Source organism: Burkholderia sp. MS455, from assembly GCF_016899445.1.
Classification (GTDB): domain Bacteria; phylum Pseudomonadota; class Gammaproteobacteria; order Burkholderiales; family Burkholderiaceae; genus Burkholderia; species Burkholderia pyrrocinia_C.
Genome location: NZ_CP041778.1, coordinates 24,238 through 41,256 on the forward strand (window position 1 = coordinate 24,238; position 17,019 = coordinate 41,256).

General features: G+C 66.4%; 16 protein-coding genes. 6 read left to right on the top strand and 10 right to left on the bottom strand.

The window, feature by feature from the left end:
• Position 1: 1 nt before the first annotated feature.
• From shc to FPJ27_RS04495, 4 genes are all read right to left on the bottom strand, one after another.
• Positions 2-1,975, bottom strand: a complete 1,974-nt coding sequence (gene shc / locus FPJ27_RS04480) for a squalene--hopene cyclase (RefSeq protein ID WP_204422153.1) — start codon at positions 1,973-1,975, stop codon at positions 2-4.
• An 11-nt stretch (positions 1,976-1,986) separates the two neighbouring features.
• Entirely contained in the window at positions 1,987-3,240 is a 1,254-nt protein-coding gene (gene hpnE, locus FPJ27_RS04485; RefSeq protein WP_204422154.1) for a hydroxysqualene dehydroxylase HpnE, read from the bottom strand.
• 13 nt (positions 3,241-3,253) lie between these two features.
• Positions 3,254-4,102: a presqualene diphosphate synthase HpnD gene (gene hpnD / locus FPJ27_RS04490; protein ID WP_034181518.1), complete on the bottom strand. Its 849-nt coding sequence runs from the start codon at positions 4,100-4,102 to the stop codon at positions 3,254-3,256.
• 278 nt (positions 4,103-4,380) lie between these two features.
• Complete coding sequence (locus tag FPJ27_RS04495; protein WP_034181517.1) at positions 4,381-4,713, bottom strand: hypothetical protein; 333 nt, start codon at positions 4,711-4,713, stop codon at positions 4,381-4,383.
• 194 nt (positions 4,714-4,907) lie between these two features.
• Here FPJ27_RS04495 and FPJ27_RS04500 point away from each other — a divergent pair, with 194 nt between their 5' ends.
• A complete protein-coding gene (locus tag FPJ27_RS04500) occupies positions 4,908-5,792 on the top strand; it encodes an alpha/beta fold hydrolase (RefSeq protein WP_072444948.1) in 885 nt (294 codons plus the stop codon).
• A gap of 51 nt (positions 5,793-5,843) precedes the next feature.
• Here FPJ27_RS04500 and FPJ27_RS04505 read toward each other — a convergent pair whose 3' ends face one another.
• From FPJ27_RS04505 to FPJ27_RS04515, 3 genes are read right to left on the bottom strand one after another with little or no spacing between them, the layout of a single operon-like run.
• On the bottom strand, positions 5,844-6,782 hold the full coding sequence (locus FPJ27_RS04505) for a diguanylate cyclase (RefSeq protein WP_072444950.1): 939 nt from the start codon (positions 6,780-6,782) through the stop codon (positions 5,844-5,846).
• Positions 6,779-7,405: a chemotaxis protein CheC gene (locus tag FPJ27_RS04510; protein WP_034181514.1), complete on the bottom strand. Its 627-nt coding sequence runs from the start codon at positions 7,403-7,405 to the stop codon at positions 6,779-6,781. The genes FPJ27_RS04505 and FPJ27_RS04510 overlap by 4 nt, the downstream gene beginning before the upstream one ends.
• Entirely contained in the window at positions 7,398-7,766 is a 369-nt protein-coding gene (locus tag FPJ27_RS04515) for a response regulator (protein ID WP_034181513.1), read from the bottom strand. Before FPJ27_RS04515 ends, FPJ27_RS04510 begins: the two co-directional genes overlap by 8 nt.
• Positions 7,767-8,236: 470 nt before the next feature.
• Here FPJ27_RS04515 and FPJ27_RS04520 point away from each other — a divergent pair, with 470 nt between their 5' ends.
• Positions 8,237-10,480 carry a hybrid sensor histidine kinase/response regulator gene (locus tag FPJ27_RS04520; protein WP_072444954.1) on the top strand — a complete coding sequence of 748 codons (2,244 nt, stop codon included), beginning with the start codon at positions 8,237-8,239 and terminating at the stop codon, positions 10,478-10,480.
• A gap of 66 nt (positions 10,481-10,546) precedes the next feature.
• Here the strand turns inward: FPJ27_RS04520 and FPJ27_RS04525 are convergent, their stop codons facing one another.
• Complete coding sequence (locus tag FPJ27_RS04525; RefSeq protein WP_072444956.1) at positions 10,547-11,101, bottom strand: NAD(P)H-dependent oxidoreductase; 555 nt, start codon at positions 11,099-11,101, stop codon at positions 10,547-10,549.
• A gap of 367 nt (positions 11,102-11,468) precedes the next feature.
• On the opposite strand from FPJ27_RS04525, the gene FPJ27_RS04530 reads away from it, so the two are divergent.
• On the top strand, positions 11,469-12,068 hold the full coding sequence (locus FPJ27_RS04530) for an RNA polymerase factor sigma-70 (protein ID WP_072444958.1): 600 nt from the start codon (positions 11,469-11,471) through the stop codon (positions 12,066-12,068).
• On the top strand, positions 12,046-12,261 hold the full coding sequence (locus FPJ27_RS04535) for a zf-HC2 domain-containing protein (protein ID WP_034181509.1): 216 nt from the start codon (positions 12,046-12,048) through the stop codon (positions 12,259-12,261). The genes FPJ27_RS04530 and FPJ27_RS04535 overlap by 23 nt, the downstream gene beginning before the upstream one ends.
• Positions 12,262-12,384: 123 nt before the next feature.
• Here the strand turns inward: FPJ27_RS04535 and arsC are convergent, their stop codons facing one another.
• Positions 12,385-12,744 (bottom strand): arsenate reductase (glutaredoxin), encoded by a 360-nt coding sequence (gene arsC / locus FPJ27_RS04540; protein ID WP_034181508.1) that lies wholly within the window; start codon positions 12,742-12,744, stop codon positions 12,385-12,387.
• Between the two features lie 949 nt (positions 12,745-13,693).
• On the opposite strand from arsC, the gene parA reads away from it, so the two are divergent.
• Positions 13,694-14,356, top strand: coding sequence for a ParA family partition ATPase (parA, locus tag FPJ27_RS04545; protein WP_034181507.1), 663 nt, complete (start codon positions 13,694-13,696; stop codon positions 14,354-14,356).
• Between the two features lie 23 nt (positions 14,357-14,379).
• Positions 14,380-15,441 carry a ParB/RepB/Spo0J family partition protein gene (locus FPJ27_RS04550; protein WP_175959869.1) on the top strand — a complete coding sequence of 354 codons (1,062 nt, stop codon included), beginning with the start codon at positions 14,380-14,382 and terminating at the stop codon, positions 15,439-15,441.
• Between the two features lie 92 nt (positions 15,442-15,533).
• Here the strand turns inward: FPJ27_RS04550 and FPJ27_RS04555 are convergent, their stop codons facing one another.
• Complete coding sequence (locus tag FPJ27_RS04555) at positions 15,534-16,901, bottom strand: replication initiation protein (protein WP_072444964.1); 1,368 nt, start codon at positions 16,899-16,901, stop codon at positions 15,534-15,536.
• Between the last annotated feature and the right edge of the window lie 118 nt (positions 16,902-17,019).

Below are 17,019 nucleotides of genomic sequence, written 5' to 3' on the forward strand. Positions count from 1 at the left end.
GTTACATCCCGACCGTGACGCGCGTCGCGTTGTCGCGCTTCAGGTTGCGGTAGCGCGCGAGCGCCCACAGCGGGAAGAACTTGCGATAGCCGTGGTAGCGCAGGTAGAACACGCGCGGGAAGCCCGTCGCCGTGAAGCGCGTCTCGTCCCACAGACCCTCTTCGTTCTGCTCGGCGATCAGGTAATCGACGCCGCGCGCAACGGCCGGGTTGTTCACCTCGCCGGCCGCCATCAGGCCGAGCAGCGCCCAGGCCGTCTGCGACGCCGTGCTCGGCGCCTGCTCGAAACCGCGGTAGTTCAGCTTGTAGCTGTCGCCGTCCTCGCCCCAGCCGCCGTCCTTGTTCTGGATCGACAGCAGCCACTGCGCGCCGCGCTTCATGCGCGGGTCTTCAGGCCCGAGGCCGGCCGCGTTCAGCGAGCACAGCGCGGTCCACGTGCCGTACACGTAGTTCATCCCCCAGCGGCCGTACCAGCTGCCGTCCGGCTCCTGCTCCTTCAGCATGTAGTCGAGCGCGCGGCGGGCCGGCTCGCTGTTCGCGGCCGTCTCGCCGAGCTGCGACAGCATCGACAGGCAGCGGCCCGACACGTCGGAGGTCGGCGGATCGAGCAGCGCGCCGTGATCGGAGAACGGGATGTTGTTCAGGTAGTACTGCGTGTTTTCCGGCTCGAACGCGCCCCAACCGCCGTCGCTGCTCTGCATGCCGACGACCCATTCGCGCGCGCGCGCCATCGATTCGCGGTACGCGTCCGACTGCCTGAGCTTCTGCGCGCGGTCCATCGCCATCACGACCACGGCCGTATCGTCGACGTCCGGGTAGTGCGCGTTCGCGTACTGGAACGCCCAGCCGCCGGGCCGCACGTTCGGGCGGCGCGAGATCCAGTCGCCGCGCACGTCGAGGATCTGCAGCGGACGCAGCCAGTCGAGGCCGCGCAGCACGGCTTCCTCGGCGCGCGCATCGCCGGTTTCGAGCAGCGCATGCGCCGCGAGCGACGTGTCCCACACCGGCGACAGGCATGGCTGGCAATACGCTTCGTCCTCCTGCACGACGAGCAGCTTGTCGAGCGCCTTGCGCGCGATCGCGCGGTTCGGATGATCCTCCGCGTAGCCGAGCACGTCGTACATCATCACCGCGTTGGCCATCGCCGGATAGATCGCGCCGAGGCCGTCCTCGCCGTTCAGGCGCTCGTCGACGAACGACACGGCCTGGCGGATCGCGCGTTCGCGCGTATAGCTCGGGAACAAGCCGTCGACCGCGCGCAGCGCATGGTCGACCACACGGAAGAACGCGAACCAGCCGGCGCTCTGGTGACCCTGGCGCGGCAGCAGCCCGGCGTTGACGGGCGGATCGACGAACAGCTCGTCGATGCGCACGCCGCGCGGGTTCTTCGCGAGCGGGCGCTTCGCGTTCAGCACGAGCAGCGGCACGATCACGGTACGCGCCCAGTACGACACCTTCGACAGGTGGAACGGGAACCATTGCGGCAGCAGCATGATCTCGACCGGCATCATCGGCACGGCGCGCCACGGAATCGCGCCGTACAGCGCGAGCTGGATGCGCGTGAACACGTTCGACATCTCGGCGCCGCCCATCGCGTGGATCGCCTTGCGCGCGCGCTGCATGTGCTCGGCGTTCTCGTCGTCGCCGATCACCTTCAGCGCGAAATATGCCTTCACGCTCGCGCTGATGTTCGGCGCGCCGTCGGTGAACAGCGGCCAGCCGCCGTCCGCCTGCTGGATGCGGCGCAGATACCGGCCGATCTTCCGTTCGAGCTCGAGGTTCGGCGTCTCGCCGAGATAGTGGACGAGCAGCACGTATTCGGCGGGAATCGTCGAATCGGCTTCGAGTTCGTAGACCCAGTGTCCGTCCGCGTTCTGCGCGGCCAGCAGCGCGTCGGTCGCACGCGCGACGGCCGCGTCGACGCCGGCCGGCGCGATGCCGGCGGACAGGGTAGCCATTTCGGTGAGATCGTTCATCGGTCCCTCTCTTATTGTGTCTGGAGCACGTCCGCGGCCAATTGGCCGGAACGGATCGCGCCCTCGATCGTGGCGGGCAAGCCGGTGGCAATCCAGTCGCCCGCCAGCACAAGATTGGTCCAGCGCGTACGCACGGCCGGACGTTTCATTTCCTGCGACGGCACCGCCGCAAAGCCCGCGCGCGGCTCGACGACGAGCTGCCACGCGGGGATGGTTTCCGGGTTCGCGCCGATCACGTGCGCGACGTCTTCCCAGATCCGCCGCGCGAGCGTGTCGTGCGGCATGTCGAGCCAGCGGCCCGCATCGCGGATCGTCGCCGCGAGCTGGCCGCCGCCGGCGCGCACCGCATCGACGACGCCGTTGACGACGGTCGTCTGCAGCGGGCTGCCGGCCGGCGGCTCGGCCGCGAAATACGCGGTCACGACCGCGCTGAATGTATCCGGCGCGGTGAGTTCGGGTACGAGCGGCAACGCGACCTCGGGCGGCACGGCCAGCACGACCGCGTCGCCCGGCGCGAGATCGACGCGCTCGCCGCCGATCGCGACCGCATCGACCGCATTGCCGTGCGCGCCGAACTCGAACGCGTCGGCCCGCGAGTTCAGCCGGATCTGCGCGCCGCCGTGCTGCAGCATCCGCAGCGCCGGTTCGACGAATGCGCTGCCGAGCCCGTGGCGCGCGACGAGCGGACGGCAGCCGGGGCCGCCCGCGGCAAACGTGCTGCACAGCACCGCGCGCGCGAGCTCGGCACTCGCGTGGCGCGGCTCGACGTTCAGTACCCCGAGCAAATACGGCCGCAGCCAACGATCCCACAGCACGCCGTCGCATCGCATCGTCTGTGCGAGCGAGCGGCCCGTGCGCGCGAACCCGAGCGGGGCGAGCGCGAGGTAGTCGAGCGGCGTCGTGCCAGGCGCACGCGACGCGGCGTCGAACAGCCATGACGGCCAGCGCCCGTTGCCGAAGCGCAGCGTCCAGCGCTGCTGCGACGCGACGTCGACGACCGGAAATTCAGGCAGCGCGGGCCCGACCAGTTGATCGGCCGCGCCGATCGCGCGCAGGTAGCGCTGCGTTGCCGCCTGCCCCGCGAATACCACGTGCAGCCCGCTGTCGAGCGTCGTGTTCAGCGTCCCGTCGAACCACGATCGGCAGCGGCCGCCCGCATGCGCGTGCGCATCGTGCAGCACGATGTGCCGCCCGCGGCGTTGCAGTTCGACCGCGGCCGACAGGCCCGCGAGTCCGGCACCGATCACGTGGACGGTTCTGGGCATCGACTCGGTCGACTCAGAACAGCGCGTAGCGCGCGGCGATCATCAGCATGCGCGCTTTCGGCTTGCGCAGCGGGGCGCGCGGGGCGGCAAAGCCGCGTGCGACCGCGGCTTCGAGAATGCAGCGATACGCGCCCGACATGATGCGCGGCGCCTTCACCTGCGCACGCGGGCAGGTATCCATCACCGCGTCGGCCTGGCGGAAATGCTCGAGTGCGCGCTCGACGAGCGTCGCGCACACGCGCGGCAGCGCCGGATCGCGCACGATCGTTGCCGGATCGGCGATCGCGATGCCTTCGCGCGCAAGCAGCTCGCGCGGCAGGTAGCAGCGGTTGATCGCCGCGTCGTCGTCGATGTCGCGCAGGATGTTCGTCAGTTGCAGCGCACGACCGAGGTGGTGCGACAGCTCGATCCCTTCGGCTTCCGGCATCCCGAATATCCTCACCGACAGCCGCCCGGCCGCGCTCGCCACGCGATCGCAAAAGAGGTCGAGCGTCGGCTCGTCGGGCGCGCAGATGTCTTCTACCGCGTCCATCGCCATTCCGTCGATCATCGCGTGGAAATCGTCGCGCTGCAGGTTGAATGCGCGGATCTCGCGATCCAGCGCGGCCAGATGGCGCGGCGGGCGGCCCGCGAAGCACGCGTCGATGTCCGCACGCCAGCGATCGAGGCCCGCGGTGCGCTCGGCGCGCGGCAGGTCGCTGTCGGCGATGTCGTCGACCGCGCGGCAGAACGCGTAGACCTGGAACATCGCATCGCGCTGCACGGCCGGCAGGATGCGCATCGCAAGATAGAAGGAACTGCCCGATGTGACGGCAGCGGCGTCGGTTTCTTGTTCGTCCACGACGGAATTGGAAACGGCCAAGACAAGCTCCACGGAGACACCCACGCGGGGCGATTGAAGAAGCCATGCCCGGCTGGGATGGTCAGGGTGTCAATGCGTGCGAGATATGCGAACGATCGACGCAGACAGGCACAAATTACCGGCCGGAAGCCGGAATTGGGCGAAAGTATAGCAATCTTTGAAGTTCGATGGCGGACACGCGCCATGTCCGGCGGGGCGCCGGGGGCCGTTGGCAGGCCGGCGCGGCCGGCCTCGGCGGGAACGGGTGCCACTCGACACCAGCGGGCGCCGGCGGCCCGTCAGCCGTAAACGATATCGCGCTGCAGGTCGAGCGCAATGAGCCCCATTTCGCGGGTGAGCTGCAGCATCGAGCGGCGTTCGAGGCGCGAGCCCATGAAGCTCGTCACGCGGCCGTCGGGCTCCACGGTGAACTGGAATACCGCGCCGCCCGTGCCGAACCACGCGCCCGGCACGTCGGGCGACTCCTGCCAGTCGATCTGCTCGAACACGCGCGCGATCCCCGCGCGCACCAGGTCGCCCGGGCCGATCGGCGGCGCAATGTCGCCCAGGTCGTCGAGCGAATAGGGGCCGGGTTTGTCCGGCTTCCGGTAGAAGAGATAGTCGACGTTCATGGGGCGCAATCGCGAGCAAAGCAACAAATTAGCGCGCTTCGGCTCAAATTCATATCGGATCCGGACGAAATGTGGCCTGCGCGAGACAAGAGGGACGGACCGCTGTCGATAACGCGATCGCAGCGTGCGTTCGCGCTTGGACGCGCACGGGTTCGTCTAAGATGACAGCTTTCCCGAAAAAACACGAACACCCCATGGAGACGAACATAACCGCCCCCCAGCAGGCCGACCATCCCGTGTTCGTGCTCGTGCATGGCGCGTGGCACGGCGCGTGGTGCTACGCGCACGTCGCTGCAGCGCTGGCCGCGCGCGGCTACCTGTCGATCGCGCGCGACCTGCCCGCGCACGGCATCAACGCCCGCTTTCCCGCGTCTTATCTCGAACGGCCGCTCGACAAGGACGCGTTCGGCGCCGAGCCGTCGCCGGTCGCGAACACGACGCTCGACGATTACGCGACGCAGGTGATGCAGGCCGTCGACGACGCGTATGCGCTCGGCCGCGGCAAGGTCGTGCTGGTCGGGCACAGCATGGGCGGCCTCGCGATCACGGCGGCCGCCGAACGCGCGCCGGAAAAGATCGCGAAGATCGTCTATCTCGCGGCGTTCATGCCTGCGTCGGGCGTGCCGGGCCTCGACTACGTGCGCGCGCCCGAGAACAAGGGCGAGATGCTCGGCGCGCTGATGCTCGCGAGCCCGCGCGTCGCCGGTGCGCTGCGCATCGATCCGCGCAGCGGCGACGCCGCGTATCGCGACACGATGAAGCGCGCGCTGTACGACGACGCACCGCAGGCCGACTTCGAGGCCGTCGCGAACCTGATGACCTGCGACGTGCCGGCCGCGCCGTTCGCGACCGCGATCCCGACGACCGCCGCGCGCTGGGGCGCGATCGACCGTCACTACATCAAGTGCCTGCAGGATCGCGTGATCCTGCCCGCGCTGCAGCAGCGCTTCATCGACGAAGCCGACGCGTTCGCGCCCGGCAACCCGACCCACGTGCACCAGCTCGACAGCAGCCATTCGCCGTTCGTGTCGGAACCGGCCGTGCTGGCCGGCGTGCTGGCCGACATCGCGAAAAGCTGAGCGCGGCACGCGCGGGGCGAAGCCGCTTCGCGCGATGCGGGGCGGGCGCGCCTACGCGTAGGCGACCGAACGATCGCGCCCGAGCCGCTTCGCGCGATAGAGCGCGGCGTCGGCCTCGTTGACGAGCACGTCGCAGGTCGGCGCGCCCGTTTTCGCGCACGCACCGCCGACGCTCGCCGTCACCGGCACGCTGACGCCCTCGGCATCGACCGGCGAGCTGCCGATCGCGTCGCGCACCTTGTCGGCCACCAGCATCGCCTCGTCGAGACTCGTGCACGGCAGCAGCAGCGCGAATTCCTCGCCGCCGAAACGGCCGAACGTATCCTGCGCACGCACGATCGACGCGACGCGGCGCGCCGTCTCGCGCAGCACGGCGTCGCCGGCCGCATGCCCGAAGCGGTCGTTGATCGTCTTGAAGTGGTCGAGGTCGAACAGCAGCACCGACATGTCGCCGCCGTAGCGCTGCCAGCGCGCGAATTCGTCGCCGAGCCGCGCCTCGAAGAAGCGCCGGTTCGCGATGCCGGTCAGGCCGTCGCGATTCGCGTGTTCGCGCAGCTTCGCGACCGCTTCCTCGCGCTCGCGCTGCATCACGCTCACATGCGTGACGTCGGAGATCGTCACGCACACGGCCTCGACCTCGCGGCCGCGCGTGAGCGGCATGAACGTGCAGTCCTGCTGCATGTAGTCGACGCCGCCGGTGATCGGCCGGTCGTGCTCGAAGCGGAACAGGTAGGGCCGCTGCTCCCACGAGCTGAACGCGAAGCTGCCGAGCTGGAACACGCTCTCGAGCTTGCGCGACAGCCATGCGCGCGGCAGGTCCGGAAAGCAGTCGAACAGGTTGCGGCCGATCACGTCGGCGGCCGGGATGCCGCTGTGGTCCTGCATGAAGCGATTCCACATCAGCACGCACATCGAACGGTCGAGCACGAACAGGCCGAAGCCCACCCGCTCGATCACGAGGTCGCTCAGCGACGGCGCGGCGGCCGTCATAGCGCGGACAGCAACGCGTCGAGCGCGTCGCCCATCAGCCGGATCGAATCCTCGGCCATCAGCATCACGAAGTGGGCACGGAACGCATGATCCTCGAGCCCGAAGTTCACCTCGAGCAGCAGCGCGACGCTCCACGCGAGCTCGGGCGGCTGGAATACGTCGTCGAACGACACGTTCGAACCGAGCAGCCCCGGCGGAAAGAACACGGGCTTGCGGCCGAGCTCGTCGAGGATCGATGCGACGCATGCGCCCATCAGCACGTTCGCGACGTCGAACATGAGCTCGTCCGGCGTCGCCATCCCACCGTACACGCCGTCGCCGAACGTGCGGTCGACGATCGTCATGAGCCGCGCGACGCCCGCGCTGCGGCACAGCACGATCGCCTCGCCCTTGATGTCGGAACGGAAGCCCTGGCGCACGGCGGTCACGTTGTCGTGAATGCCCGTCATCTCGCGCAGCGCGTCGCCCGCGTCGGCCGCTTTCACGACGCGCACGCGCGGCACCGACAGCTCGATGAAGCGCCCGAGCAGCAACGCAAGCCGCGCGGCGGCGCGGCCCATTGCAAGGTTGGCGATTTCCTGCAACGCGTCGCGTTGCTCCGCCGTGAACACCGATTCAGGCATACAACCCATACTCCTTGAGAATGGGCAGCAATGCGTCCGACGTCACGGGCTTGGCAACGAATGCGATCGCGCCCAATTCGCGCACGCGTGCTTGCGCCTGCGGCTGGATATCGGCGGATACCACGATCACGAACGTGTTCAGATCTTCGTGGCGCAGTGTTTCCAGGACCTGATATCCGCTCATGTCGGGCATCGTCAGGTCCAGAAACATCACGGAAGCTTTGCCGTCACGATAGAGCGCCAGGGCCTCGCGACCATTCGCCGCATACGCGACGTCAACGTCCCAGTCTCCCGGCAACGCCTTTGTCAGAAGTTTGCGAGCGAGCAGCGAATCGTCGGCAATTACAATCGGCAAAGGCATGGGGCGATGCGGTATACGGAGTGGTCTCTCTCGCGTTAACGGCCGCGCGGCGCACTTCTTGAGGCGCCATGCGTTCGGGCGCAGGCAACCGCCTGGCGGCCGTGCTCGGGCGCCGCGACGCAGGTGCGCGCGACGCACCGCGCGGCGAACGCCGGCGGGCGCATATATCTGTCATAGGGAAAGCAAGGCGCGATTCTCGGAGTAAACCGAAGTCGGTGCAACTCGCCATTTTCACCATTTCGAACAGAATCGATCCGATCGCGCGTCATTCCGAAAACAGCCCCGACCATTTTCGAGATAAGTACGCAAAATTTTTCCTTGTGTACGTTTGCGCTGCCGGATTCGTCGCGTTTTCAATCCGACAATTTCCCCCTGTCGGAATCGACGGGATCGTGCTCGTACGGCGCGGTGCGGCGGGCCGTCGCAACTCGTTTATGATGGCAGGCACCTCTGCCTCACCCGCTGCTTCGATGACGTCCGACCGGCCTGCCGACTCCCACGCCCCCGCCTCCGCTCCCGCCGACGACTGGCAGGACGACGGCACCTATGCGGCCGGTGCGCCCGAGCACGATTTCGCGGTCCGCCGCGTGACGCTGATCGTGCTGCTCGTCGCGGCGATCGTGCTGCCGTGCATCTACGTGGTGGTGATGGCGTACAACGACCTGAAGGCGCGCGAGGCCGCCGCGAGCGACGTGACGATGCGCACCGTACGCGTCGCCGAAGAGCACGCGCTCAAGGTGTTCGACCTGAGCGAAACCCTCGATGCGCGCATCGTCGATCTCGTGCAGGACATGGACGACGCGACCGTACGCAACAGGGAATCCGACATCCACGAAGCGCTGAACACGATCGGCGGCGGCTACCCGCAGGTGGCCGCCGTGTCGATCTTCGGCGCGAGCGGGATGCTGCTCGCCAACAGCCTCTACTATCCGGCGCCCTATGCGTCGATCGCGAACCGCGACGACTTCGCCGGCATCCGCGACGGCAAGGTCATCGAACACATCTCGCGGCTGATGATGGGGCCGCTCAAGCTCGAGAACATTCCCGTATTCAACACGGGCGTCGCGCGGCGTCATAGCGACGGTTCGTTCGCCGGGATGGTGTCGATCGCGCTGAAATCGTCGTATTTCAACGCGTTCTACCGCGACCTGCTCGGCGGCGCGAGCACGCCGATGACGATGGCGCTCGCGCGCTCGGACGGCGCGGTGATCGCATCGTATCCGCCGCCGCCGTCGCTCGCGCATACCGATCGCACGGCCACGTTCGGCGACGCGCGCAACGATCCGCGCGCGGGCGTCGTGCGCGTGCGCCACGATGGCGCAAGCAGCGAGATCGTCGCGTACCGCCAGGTCGGCAGCTATCCCGTCTATGTGTCGTGCGCGTACCGCACGTCGGCGATCTGGCATGAATGGTACGAACACCTGAGCGTGCTGTTCATCTCGATGTTCGCGCCGTCGATCGCGCTGTGGTCCGTGATCTGGCTGTCGCTCAAGCGGCTGAAGGCGGAAGAGGAGGCGTGGGACCGCTGGCAGGCGGAAGCGTCGATGCGGCGCTCGATCGAATCGGCGTACCGGCAGTCGCGCAAGATGCAGGCGCTCGGCAACCTCGTCGGCAGCGTCGCGCACGACTTCAACAACCTGCTGATGATCATCTCGAGCAACGTGCAGATCGCGCGGCGGCGCGGCGTCCAGCATCTCGACAAGGAACTCGGCGCGATCGAACGCGCGCTGAAGAACGGGCAGTCGCTCACGCGCCAGCTCCTCGGCGTCGCGCGCAAGCAGCCGCTGCACAACGAGACGATCGACATCGGGCAATGGGTCGGCACGTGCCGCGAACTGCTGAAGACATCGCTCGGTTCGAAATCGTCGCTGGTCGTCGCGATCGAGCCCGGCGTCTGGCCGATTCGCGTCGACGTTGCGGAACTCGAGCTCGCGGTGATCAACCTCGCGGTCAATGCGCGCGACGCGATGGCGACCGGCGGCCGCTTCACGGTCGGCGCGCGCAACGTGACGCTGCGCCGCGAGGACGGCTTTCCGCTGACCGGCGATTTCGTGCAGATCTCGCTCGACGATACGGGTTCAGGCATGGCGCCCGACGTGCTTGCGCGCGCGTTCGAACCGCTGTTCACGACGAAGGCGCAGGGGATGGGGACGGGGCTCGGGCTGCCGCAGGTGTTCGCGTTCTGCGAACGCTCGGGCGGCCTCGCGACGATCGACAGCGCGGTCGGCGCCGGCACGTCGGTGCGCCTCTACCTGCCGCGCGCGCGTGCCGAGGACGTCGTCGTGCGGCCGCAGGCCGTCGTGCAAGACGCAAGCGCGCTCGCCGGACTGCACGTGCTGCTCGTCGAGGACAACAGCGAAGTCGCGGCCGGCACCGAAGCGCTGCTTTCGCTGCTCGGGCACCGCGTGACCTATGCACCCACCGCCGACGACGCGTTGCGCCTGATCGAAGGCGCGGCCGCAAACGATGCGTTCGACCTCGTGATTTCGGATATCCACATGCCGGGCCGCCTGAACGGCATCGACCTCGCCGAAGCGGTCGAGAAGCGGCCGGGGAAGCTGCCCGTGATTCTCGTCACGGGTTATGCGGAGGAGCTCGATCGCACGCGCACCGTCAACGTCCGCGTGCTGTCGAAGCCGTTCGACATCGCGCTGCTCGACGAGATCCTGCTGGGCATCCGCGAAGCGCGCGACGCGCGGCACACCGGCACGTAACCCGCTGCGTGCGGGCCGGCGCCGGCGTCGGCGGCCTGAACGGCCGCCGCGATCAAGCCGGCGTCGTCAGGCCGCCTTCAGCAGGCGCACCCAGCCCGCGTAGCGATCGACGAAGCCTTGCAGGAACTTGCGGGTGTCCTCGCTGACGATCTGGCCCTGCTCGTCGATGCGCGCCGGGTCGTGCTTGATGAACATCTCGGGCTGCCCGAGCGTCTTCACGTCGAGGTACGCGAGCACGTTGCGCAGGTGCTGCTGTGCGAGCGCGGTGCCCGTCGCGCCCGGCGACGTGCCGAGCACCGCGCCCGGCTTGCCCGACCACGAGTTGGAACCCCACGGGCGCGAGCCCCAGTCGAGCGCATTCTTCAGCACGCCCGGAATCGACCGGTTGTACTCGGGCGTGACGAACAACAGCGCATCGGCGGCTTCGATCGACTGCTTGAAGCGCTTCGCGACTTCCGGGAAATCCGCGTCGTAGTCCTGGCTGTACAGCGGCAGTTCGCCGATCTCGACGAACTCGAACGAAAAATCGGCGGGGGCGAGCGAGATCAACGCGTGCGCGAGTGCGCGGTTCGACGAAGCGCGGCGCAGACTGCCGACGACGACCGCAATACGATAGGACATGACGTTCTCCTTCCGGTGAGTGAGGAATCGGATCGATTGCTTCCGAACAGGTGACAAAGGTCTGTTTATAGGCAAGCCAGCCCGCGAACCGCCCGACGGGGCCGTCCGGCCGACTTTCCACAAGGTTTTCCACAGAAATTGTGGATAACTCGACCGTTATGTTCTGATGTTACAAACTGCCCGCCGCGCGGCGCCTTCGATGCGCGATACGGGTTTCGGCAAGCATAGCGCAGCGCGCCGGCCGGTTTCGTGAATTCGTGACGGAACATACGTTGCAGGCCGGCAGCGCGCCCAGTAAGCTGCTCGCACCGCGATGCGCCCGCCCTGTGACGCAAGCGCGATCGCCTCGAGACATTGCCACCCTGACATGCCGTCCGCGTACGACGATCCCGTTTATCTCGCGCAACTGCGGCGCGACCTGCTGCGCTTCGCGCGACTCCAGCTCCGCGATGCCGACGCGGCCGAAGACGCCGTGCAGGAAGCGCTGACCGCCGCGTGGTCGCACGCGGGCGATTTCGCGGGGCTGTCGGCCCACAAGACCTGGGTGTTCGGCATCCTGCGCAACAAGCTGATCGACGTGCTGCGTGCGCGGCAGCGGACGGTGAGCCTGTCCGCGCTCGACGCCGAGCTCGACGGCGAATCCGTGCTCGATCGCGAGCTGTTCAAGGAAAACGGGCACTGGGCCGCGCATGCGAAGCCGCGGCCGTGGCCGCGCCCCGAAACGCTGTTGCAGCAGCAGCAGTTCTGGACGCTGTTCCAGGTCTGCCTCGACCATCTTCCGGAGCAGATCGGGCGCGTGTTCATGATGCGCGAATTCCTCGACGTCGAGATGACGGACATCTGCAGCGAATTGACGCTGACGACGAATCATTGCAGCGTGCTGCTGTATCGGGCGCGCACGCGCCTGCGAACCTGCCTGAGCGAAAAAGGACTGACGACCGAAGATGCTGCCGGGGAAATGTACTGACGTGACGCGACTGCTGTCGGATGCGCTGGACCGGCATCTGACCCTGCATGAGCGCCTGCAGGTGCGCGTGCACCTGCCGACCTGCAGTGGCTGCAGAGCCTATCGCGGGCAGATTGCACTGCTGCGGACGGCCGCGAAAGCGGCGGCGGGGCGGGAACCGGGCGACGACGACACGTCGTCCGGGGCGGGCTAGATCCGGCCCGCGTTGCCGCTGTCGTCCGGGCTGTGGGTGGGGTGCTGCCCGGCGATCCCACCGGCTTCGATTGCTGGCGTGCACGCCGGGCTGATGCAGTAAGAAAAATACGCCGGGCAAGAATTATTCGAACAGCGCCTGCACCGATTCGGGCGGCCGGCCGATGGCCGCCTTCCCGCGATAGACGACGATCGGACGCTGCAGCAAAACCGGATGAGCGGCAATCGCCTCGTAGGCTTGCGCATCGGTCAGATCCGCGCGTGCCAGATCCAGTGTCTTGTACGGCTCCTCTCCGTCGCGCAGCATGTCGCGAACCGGGCGGCCGAGTTGCCGATGCAGCGCTTCCAGTTCCTCGACCGTCGGCGGCGTCTTCAGGTATTCGACGACGTTCACCGGCGTGCCGGTCGTGTTCAGCGTCTCGACCAATGCAAGCGTCTCGCGTGATTTCGAGCACCGGGGGTTGTGATAGATCGTGATCATCATTCAGGTCTGGATGGGAGAGGGCTGTATTGTAGCCAGTCTGGATCGGGTGTTTCGGTGGGGGCGGCGATGGGGTAGCCGTGCGCGGATTCGATGTTTTGGGGAGGCCGGTTGACGGGAAGACTCCGCCAGCGACACGGGTCACGGGAGAGGCGATGTATCGTGGATACGCTTCAAAGGACTGATGTGTTTATGCGCATAAAGTCGTGCGGCAAGGATAAGGATTCGTGAGCCTACGCATCGTGATGCGTGCACGGGTGGCGAAATGCGCAGGCGCTAGCGTGGCACGCCGATTGGTTTATGCGCATAAAGCCAGCGATCGCTCGACAGAGTACCGGGCGATTCATCGCGCCGACGAGCGTCGACAGTCGCTGCACCGAAGCGATCATCGCATCGATGTGCTGCCGTGTCGGGGCATCCCCGTTTGCCGAATTCATGCAGGGTCGACACATGATCGCTCGGCACTCGCCATCCATAGACCGCGGTTTATGCGCATAAACGTTGCGGCTCGGTATGGCGTGATGCCGATGCCCATAGGCTCAATGGCGCGCCTACCGAGCTGCATATCTGGCCTGGGCGAATAGGATCACGCCCGCGCTCGGCAATGAGCGATTGCCCTGCCACATGGTTGGCCTCCCCGGCCGCGACAGCGTTTATGCGCACAAACTCGCCAGGCCGCAGGCGACCATCCACCACCGTCACCCGAAAGGGCAGCCCACTTCGATATCGCCGGCAACCCGCTGCGCGTACCGACGATGCACTTTGTGACGACGCAACCATCGCGCGGTTCATCGACGTCCGCGGACATCAGCCACGCCGTCCGATCATCGCCGGTTCGTTTATGCGCATAAACCGATAGCCCGAATGGCTAACGCGTAGTTGTCGAACGACAATTTCATTGAAATATAAATATCGTCCTGTAGAATTCCAACGACCAAAATAGGAGTGAAAATTGGCCGCGGAAATCATTGCAGTCACTCAACAAAAAGGTGGCGTAGGCAAAAGCACGATTGCCATGCACCTCGGCGCCGCGTTCCATGAGAAAGGGAAGCGCATCCTCGTCATCGACGCAGACCGTCAAAACACCCTGGTTCACTGGTCGAGTGCATCGGGCGACAGCGACACCGGCATTCCGTTTCCGGTCGTCAACCTTGCCGAAGCCGACGGCCAGATCCATCGCGAGATCAAGAAGTTCATCAACGACTACGACATCATCGTCGTGGACTGTCCGCCGTCGATCACCGAGAAGGTATCCGGCGTTGTCCTGCTGGCCGCATCGATTGCGGTGATCCCGACTTCGTCGTCGCCGGCCGATTACTGGTCGAGCGTCGGGCTGGTCAAGCTGATCCAGCAGGCACAGGTCATGAACGAAGACCTCCGCGCGGTATTCCTGCTGAACAAGACCGAAGAGAAGCGCATGCTGACCCGCGAGCTCAAGCGCGCGCTCGAAGAGCTCGGCTTCCCGTTGCTGAAAACGCAGATCCCGACGCGGGAAGCGTACAAGCAGGCGATGGCGCTCGGTCAGACCGTGCTGCAGATGAACGATCGCGGCGGCAAGCTCGCCGCCGCCGAAATTCGCGCATGTGCCGACGAAATCGTCGCCATGCTGCCCTGACTTTATGCGCACAAAGGAGTCACATGAAACCTTCCCAATTTGCAAAAGGATTCCAAGCGCGCCCGGATATCACGACGAGCGAGAAGCGCACGGCGCTCGATCGGCTCAATGCGATTGACGGCATCGTCAAGTCCGAGACGCCCGCCGCGGCACCGACCAAATCCGCGAAGAAAGACATCGCGCTGCCGCCCGCTTCCGAACTCACGCTCGATTCGTCGATCGACGAATCGCAGCAATATCGCGCATGGCGCCTCGAGAACCGCTATGCCCCGGGGCAGGTGATCGAGCTGTCGCTGAAGGCGATCAAGCATAGCCCGTTCAATCCGCGGCACTTCTATCTGAAGTCGTCGATTGCCGAACTCGCGGTCAACCTCGCGAAGCAGGGGCAGCAGCAGGCGATCCACGTGATTCCGGATTACGACAATCCGGGCACGTATTTCGTCAGCGACGGCGGCCGTCGCGTGCGGGCGCTGAAGGAAGCAAACAAGGAATCGGTGAAGGCGATCGTGATCGACGTGCCGATCGGTATCCAGAGCTACAAGCTCGGCTACGATCTGAACGTCCAGCGCGATTCGCAGACGGTGTTCGACAACGCCGTCGTGTGGCGCCGCTTCCTCGACGACAAGCATTTCCAGAGCCAGAAGGAACTCTCCGAGCATCTCGGCCTCGACGAGTCGACGGTGGCCGTCGCGCTGTCGATCGGCAAGTTGCCGGAAGCCATCATGCAGGAAATGGTCGCGCGTCCCGATCGCTTCGGTTCGAACATGGCGTATCAGGTCGGCCGCTATCACAATGCGCGCGGCACCGAGGCCACGCTGCGGCTGATCAACAAGATCGTGTCGGACGATCTCAGCACGCGCCAGGTGTCGGACATCGTCAAGGGCCGCGTCGCCGCGCAGGAGACGCCGAAGGCCGCGGGCCGTCAGCGCTACGCGCAGCGTCTCGAGATCAAGCTCGGCGGCAAGTCGGTCGGCGACCTGAAGTCGTATGGCGAAGACCGCATCGAATTGCGCCTGCGCGGCCTCCCGAAGGACAAGCGCGACGCGATCCTCGAGCAGCTCGAGCGGATGCTGTTGTCGGAGTGATGGAAGCGGCCGGCAAGGCCTGGTGAAGACGCCGGACCCGCCCGGCCGAGCAGCCGGCCGGCGGCAGGCCCGTCAGCGGGCCTGAGTGGGCCTCAGGCGGCCCGCGACTGGTTCAGCGTGAACGACAGCAGGTCGCCGTCCGTCGGCTCGCCCCAGGTCTTCTGGGCCAGCCAGTCGAAAAAGGCCGTCTCGGCCAGCTTGGAATCGAGGCCGCGCTTGCGCCAATCGTCGCGCAGATGCGTGCCCATCGTCGGCAGCGCCTCCGACTCGAACGACTCGCGGGCCACTTCGCGTTCGGCGTCCCCCTGCTCCTCGTACAGCACCTTCGCTTCCTTGCGACGGAACGCCGAGAATTCGCTCAGCAGGCGCGCCTTCAGATCGTCCGGCTGCGCCGCTGCAACCTTCGCGGACGGCGTGCCGGCAGGCAGCGCGTCGACCGACTCGACCGGCGGCGCATATCCCTTCTTCAGCGCGTCCTTGAACAGCGCCGGCGCGCTGCGCACCGGCGGCAGCGTCGTGCTGCGCATCCGCTGCTCGGTCATCTGCAGTGCGGCGCGAATCCGGTTCTCTTCGCTGTCCGCGTAGAGCGTCTGCGCTTCCTTCAGCGGGATCCCGAGTTTCACCATCCGGTCGACCAGCGTGCTGTCGAACACGTTCGGGTGTTCGTCGAGCGCGAGCATCGGCTGCTTGCGCTCGGTCACGCGGAACTGGATCTCCGCGACCCGGCGCCCTTCACGGTGCTCGATCAGCTCGACGAAGATGTTGGTGACCGCGTTGACTTCCGCGATCGCCGGACGCAGATAGTCGCGCTTGAAGTACTTGTACTCGCGCTTCGCCTCGTCGCCGGCTTCGGTGTCGGGCGTGCCCGACAGGATCGGCCGCCACCATTCCCACGGCTCGCGCATCGTCAGGTGGCTCGGATTCGTCAGATAGCGCACGCAGATCTCGTAGAGCGCGAGGCCGGCACTGCTGCGCAGCTGGCTCTGGAACTGCAGGCTCAGGCGCGCATACTGGACCGGGTCGAGCAGCTTTTTCTTGATCTTCGGCGCGAACGAGAATTCGACCCACACGCGGCGGGTCGCCGGATCCTCGAGAATTTCCGCGTCGGCGATCAGCGTCGAGATCCCCCACTTGCGGCCCGGCTTCTGGCTCGACGTCCCCGTACTCCATTCGACCTGCACCGACACCATGCGGCGCAGGTGTTCCTTCACCAGCGCGGTGTCGTTCGAATCGAAGGCGGAGTTTGCGACGATATCCGACAGCAGCGCGCGATACGTATCGCCCGAATCGTCGGCCTGCTGCGCGACGGCCAGCAGGACGTTGAACAGCTTGCGGGTCAGGAGTGTGATCTTGCCGCTCTTCGGCTGAATTGCGATCGCCTCGACGGCCTTGCGCAACTCGGCCGAACTGGCACTCACCACATCCACATCGGTTTTCTTGGCGCGCTTCGTCGTGGCCATACGTCGGGTCGGAGGAGAAGTTTTCCGGAAGGATAGCGCCTGCGGTGATGTGCGTCCAGAACGACATGCTCACCATAGCCGGTGAAGCGCGCGTGCTAAATGGCACTCACCCCAACCG

Excerpts from the sequence above, each read along its gene's own strand:
- FPJ27_RS04520 (WP_072444954.1), top strand. The coding sequence starts at position 8,237 with ATGACGTCCGACCGGCCTGCCGACTCCCACGCCCCCGCCTCCGCTCCC.
- arsC (WP_034181508.1), bottom strand. The coding sequence starts at position 12,744 with ATGATGATCACGATCTATCACAACCCCCGGTGCTCGAAATCACGCGAG.
- FPJ27_RS04530 (WP_072444958.1), top strand. The coding sequence starts at position 11,469 with ATGCCGTCCGCGTACGACGATCCCGTTTATCTCGCGCAACTGCGGCGC.
- FPJ27_RS04515 (WP_034181513.1), bottom strand. The coding sequence starts at position 7,766 with ATGCCTTTGCCGATTGTAATTGCCGACGATTCGCTGCTCGCTCGCAAA.
- FPJ27_RS04495 (WP_034181517.1), bottom strand. The coding sequence starts at position 4,713 with ATGAACGTCGACTATCTCTTCTACCGGAAGCCGGACAAACCCGGCCCC.
- FPJ27_RS04550 (WP_175959869.1), top strand. The coding sequence starts at position 14,380 with ATGAAACCTTCCCAATTTGCAAAAGGATTCCAAGCGCGCCCGGATATC.
- hpnE (WP_204422154.1), bottom strand. The coding sequence starts at position 3,240 with ATGCCCAGAACCGTCCACGTGATCGGTGCCGGACTCGCGGGCCTGTCG.
- shc (WP_204422153.1), bottom strand. The coding sequence starts at position 1,975 with ATGAACGATCTCACCGAAATGGCTACCCTGTCCGCCGGCATCGCGCCG.
- FPJ27_RS04510 (WP_034181514.1), bottom strand. The coding sequence starts at position 7,405 with ATGCCTGAATCGGTGTTCACGGCGGAGCAACGCGACGCGTTGCAGGAA.
- FPJ27_RS04505 (WP_072444950.1), bottom strand. The coding sequence starts at position 6,782 with ATGACGGCCGCCGCGCCGTCGCTGAGCGACCTCGTGATCGAGCGGGTG.
- FPJ27_RS04500 (WP_072444948.1), top strand. The coding sequence starts at position 4,908 with ATGGAGACGAACATAACCGCCCCCCAGCAGGCCGACCATCCCGTGTTC.
- FPJ27_RS04535 (WP_034181509.1), top strand. The coding sequence starts at position 12,046 with ATGCTGCCGGGGAAATGTACTGACGTGACGCGACTGCTGTCGGATGCG.
- FPJ27_RS04525 (WP_072444956.1), bottom strand. The coding sequence starts at position 11,101 with ATGTCCTATCGTATTGCGGTCGTCGTCGGCAGTCTGCGCCGCGCTTCG.
- FPJ27_RS04555 (WP_072444964.1), bottom strand. The coding sequence starts at position 16,901 with ATGGCCACGACGAAGCGCGCCAAGAAAACCGATGTGGATGTGGTGAGT.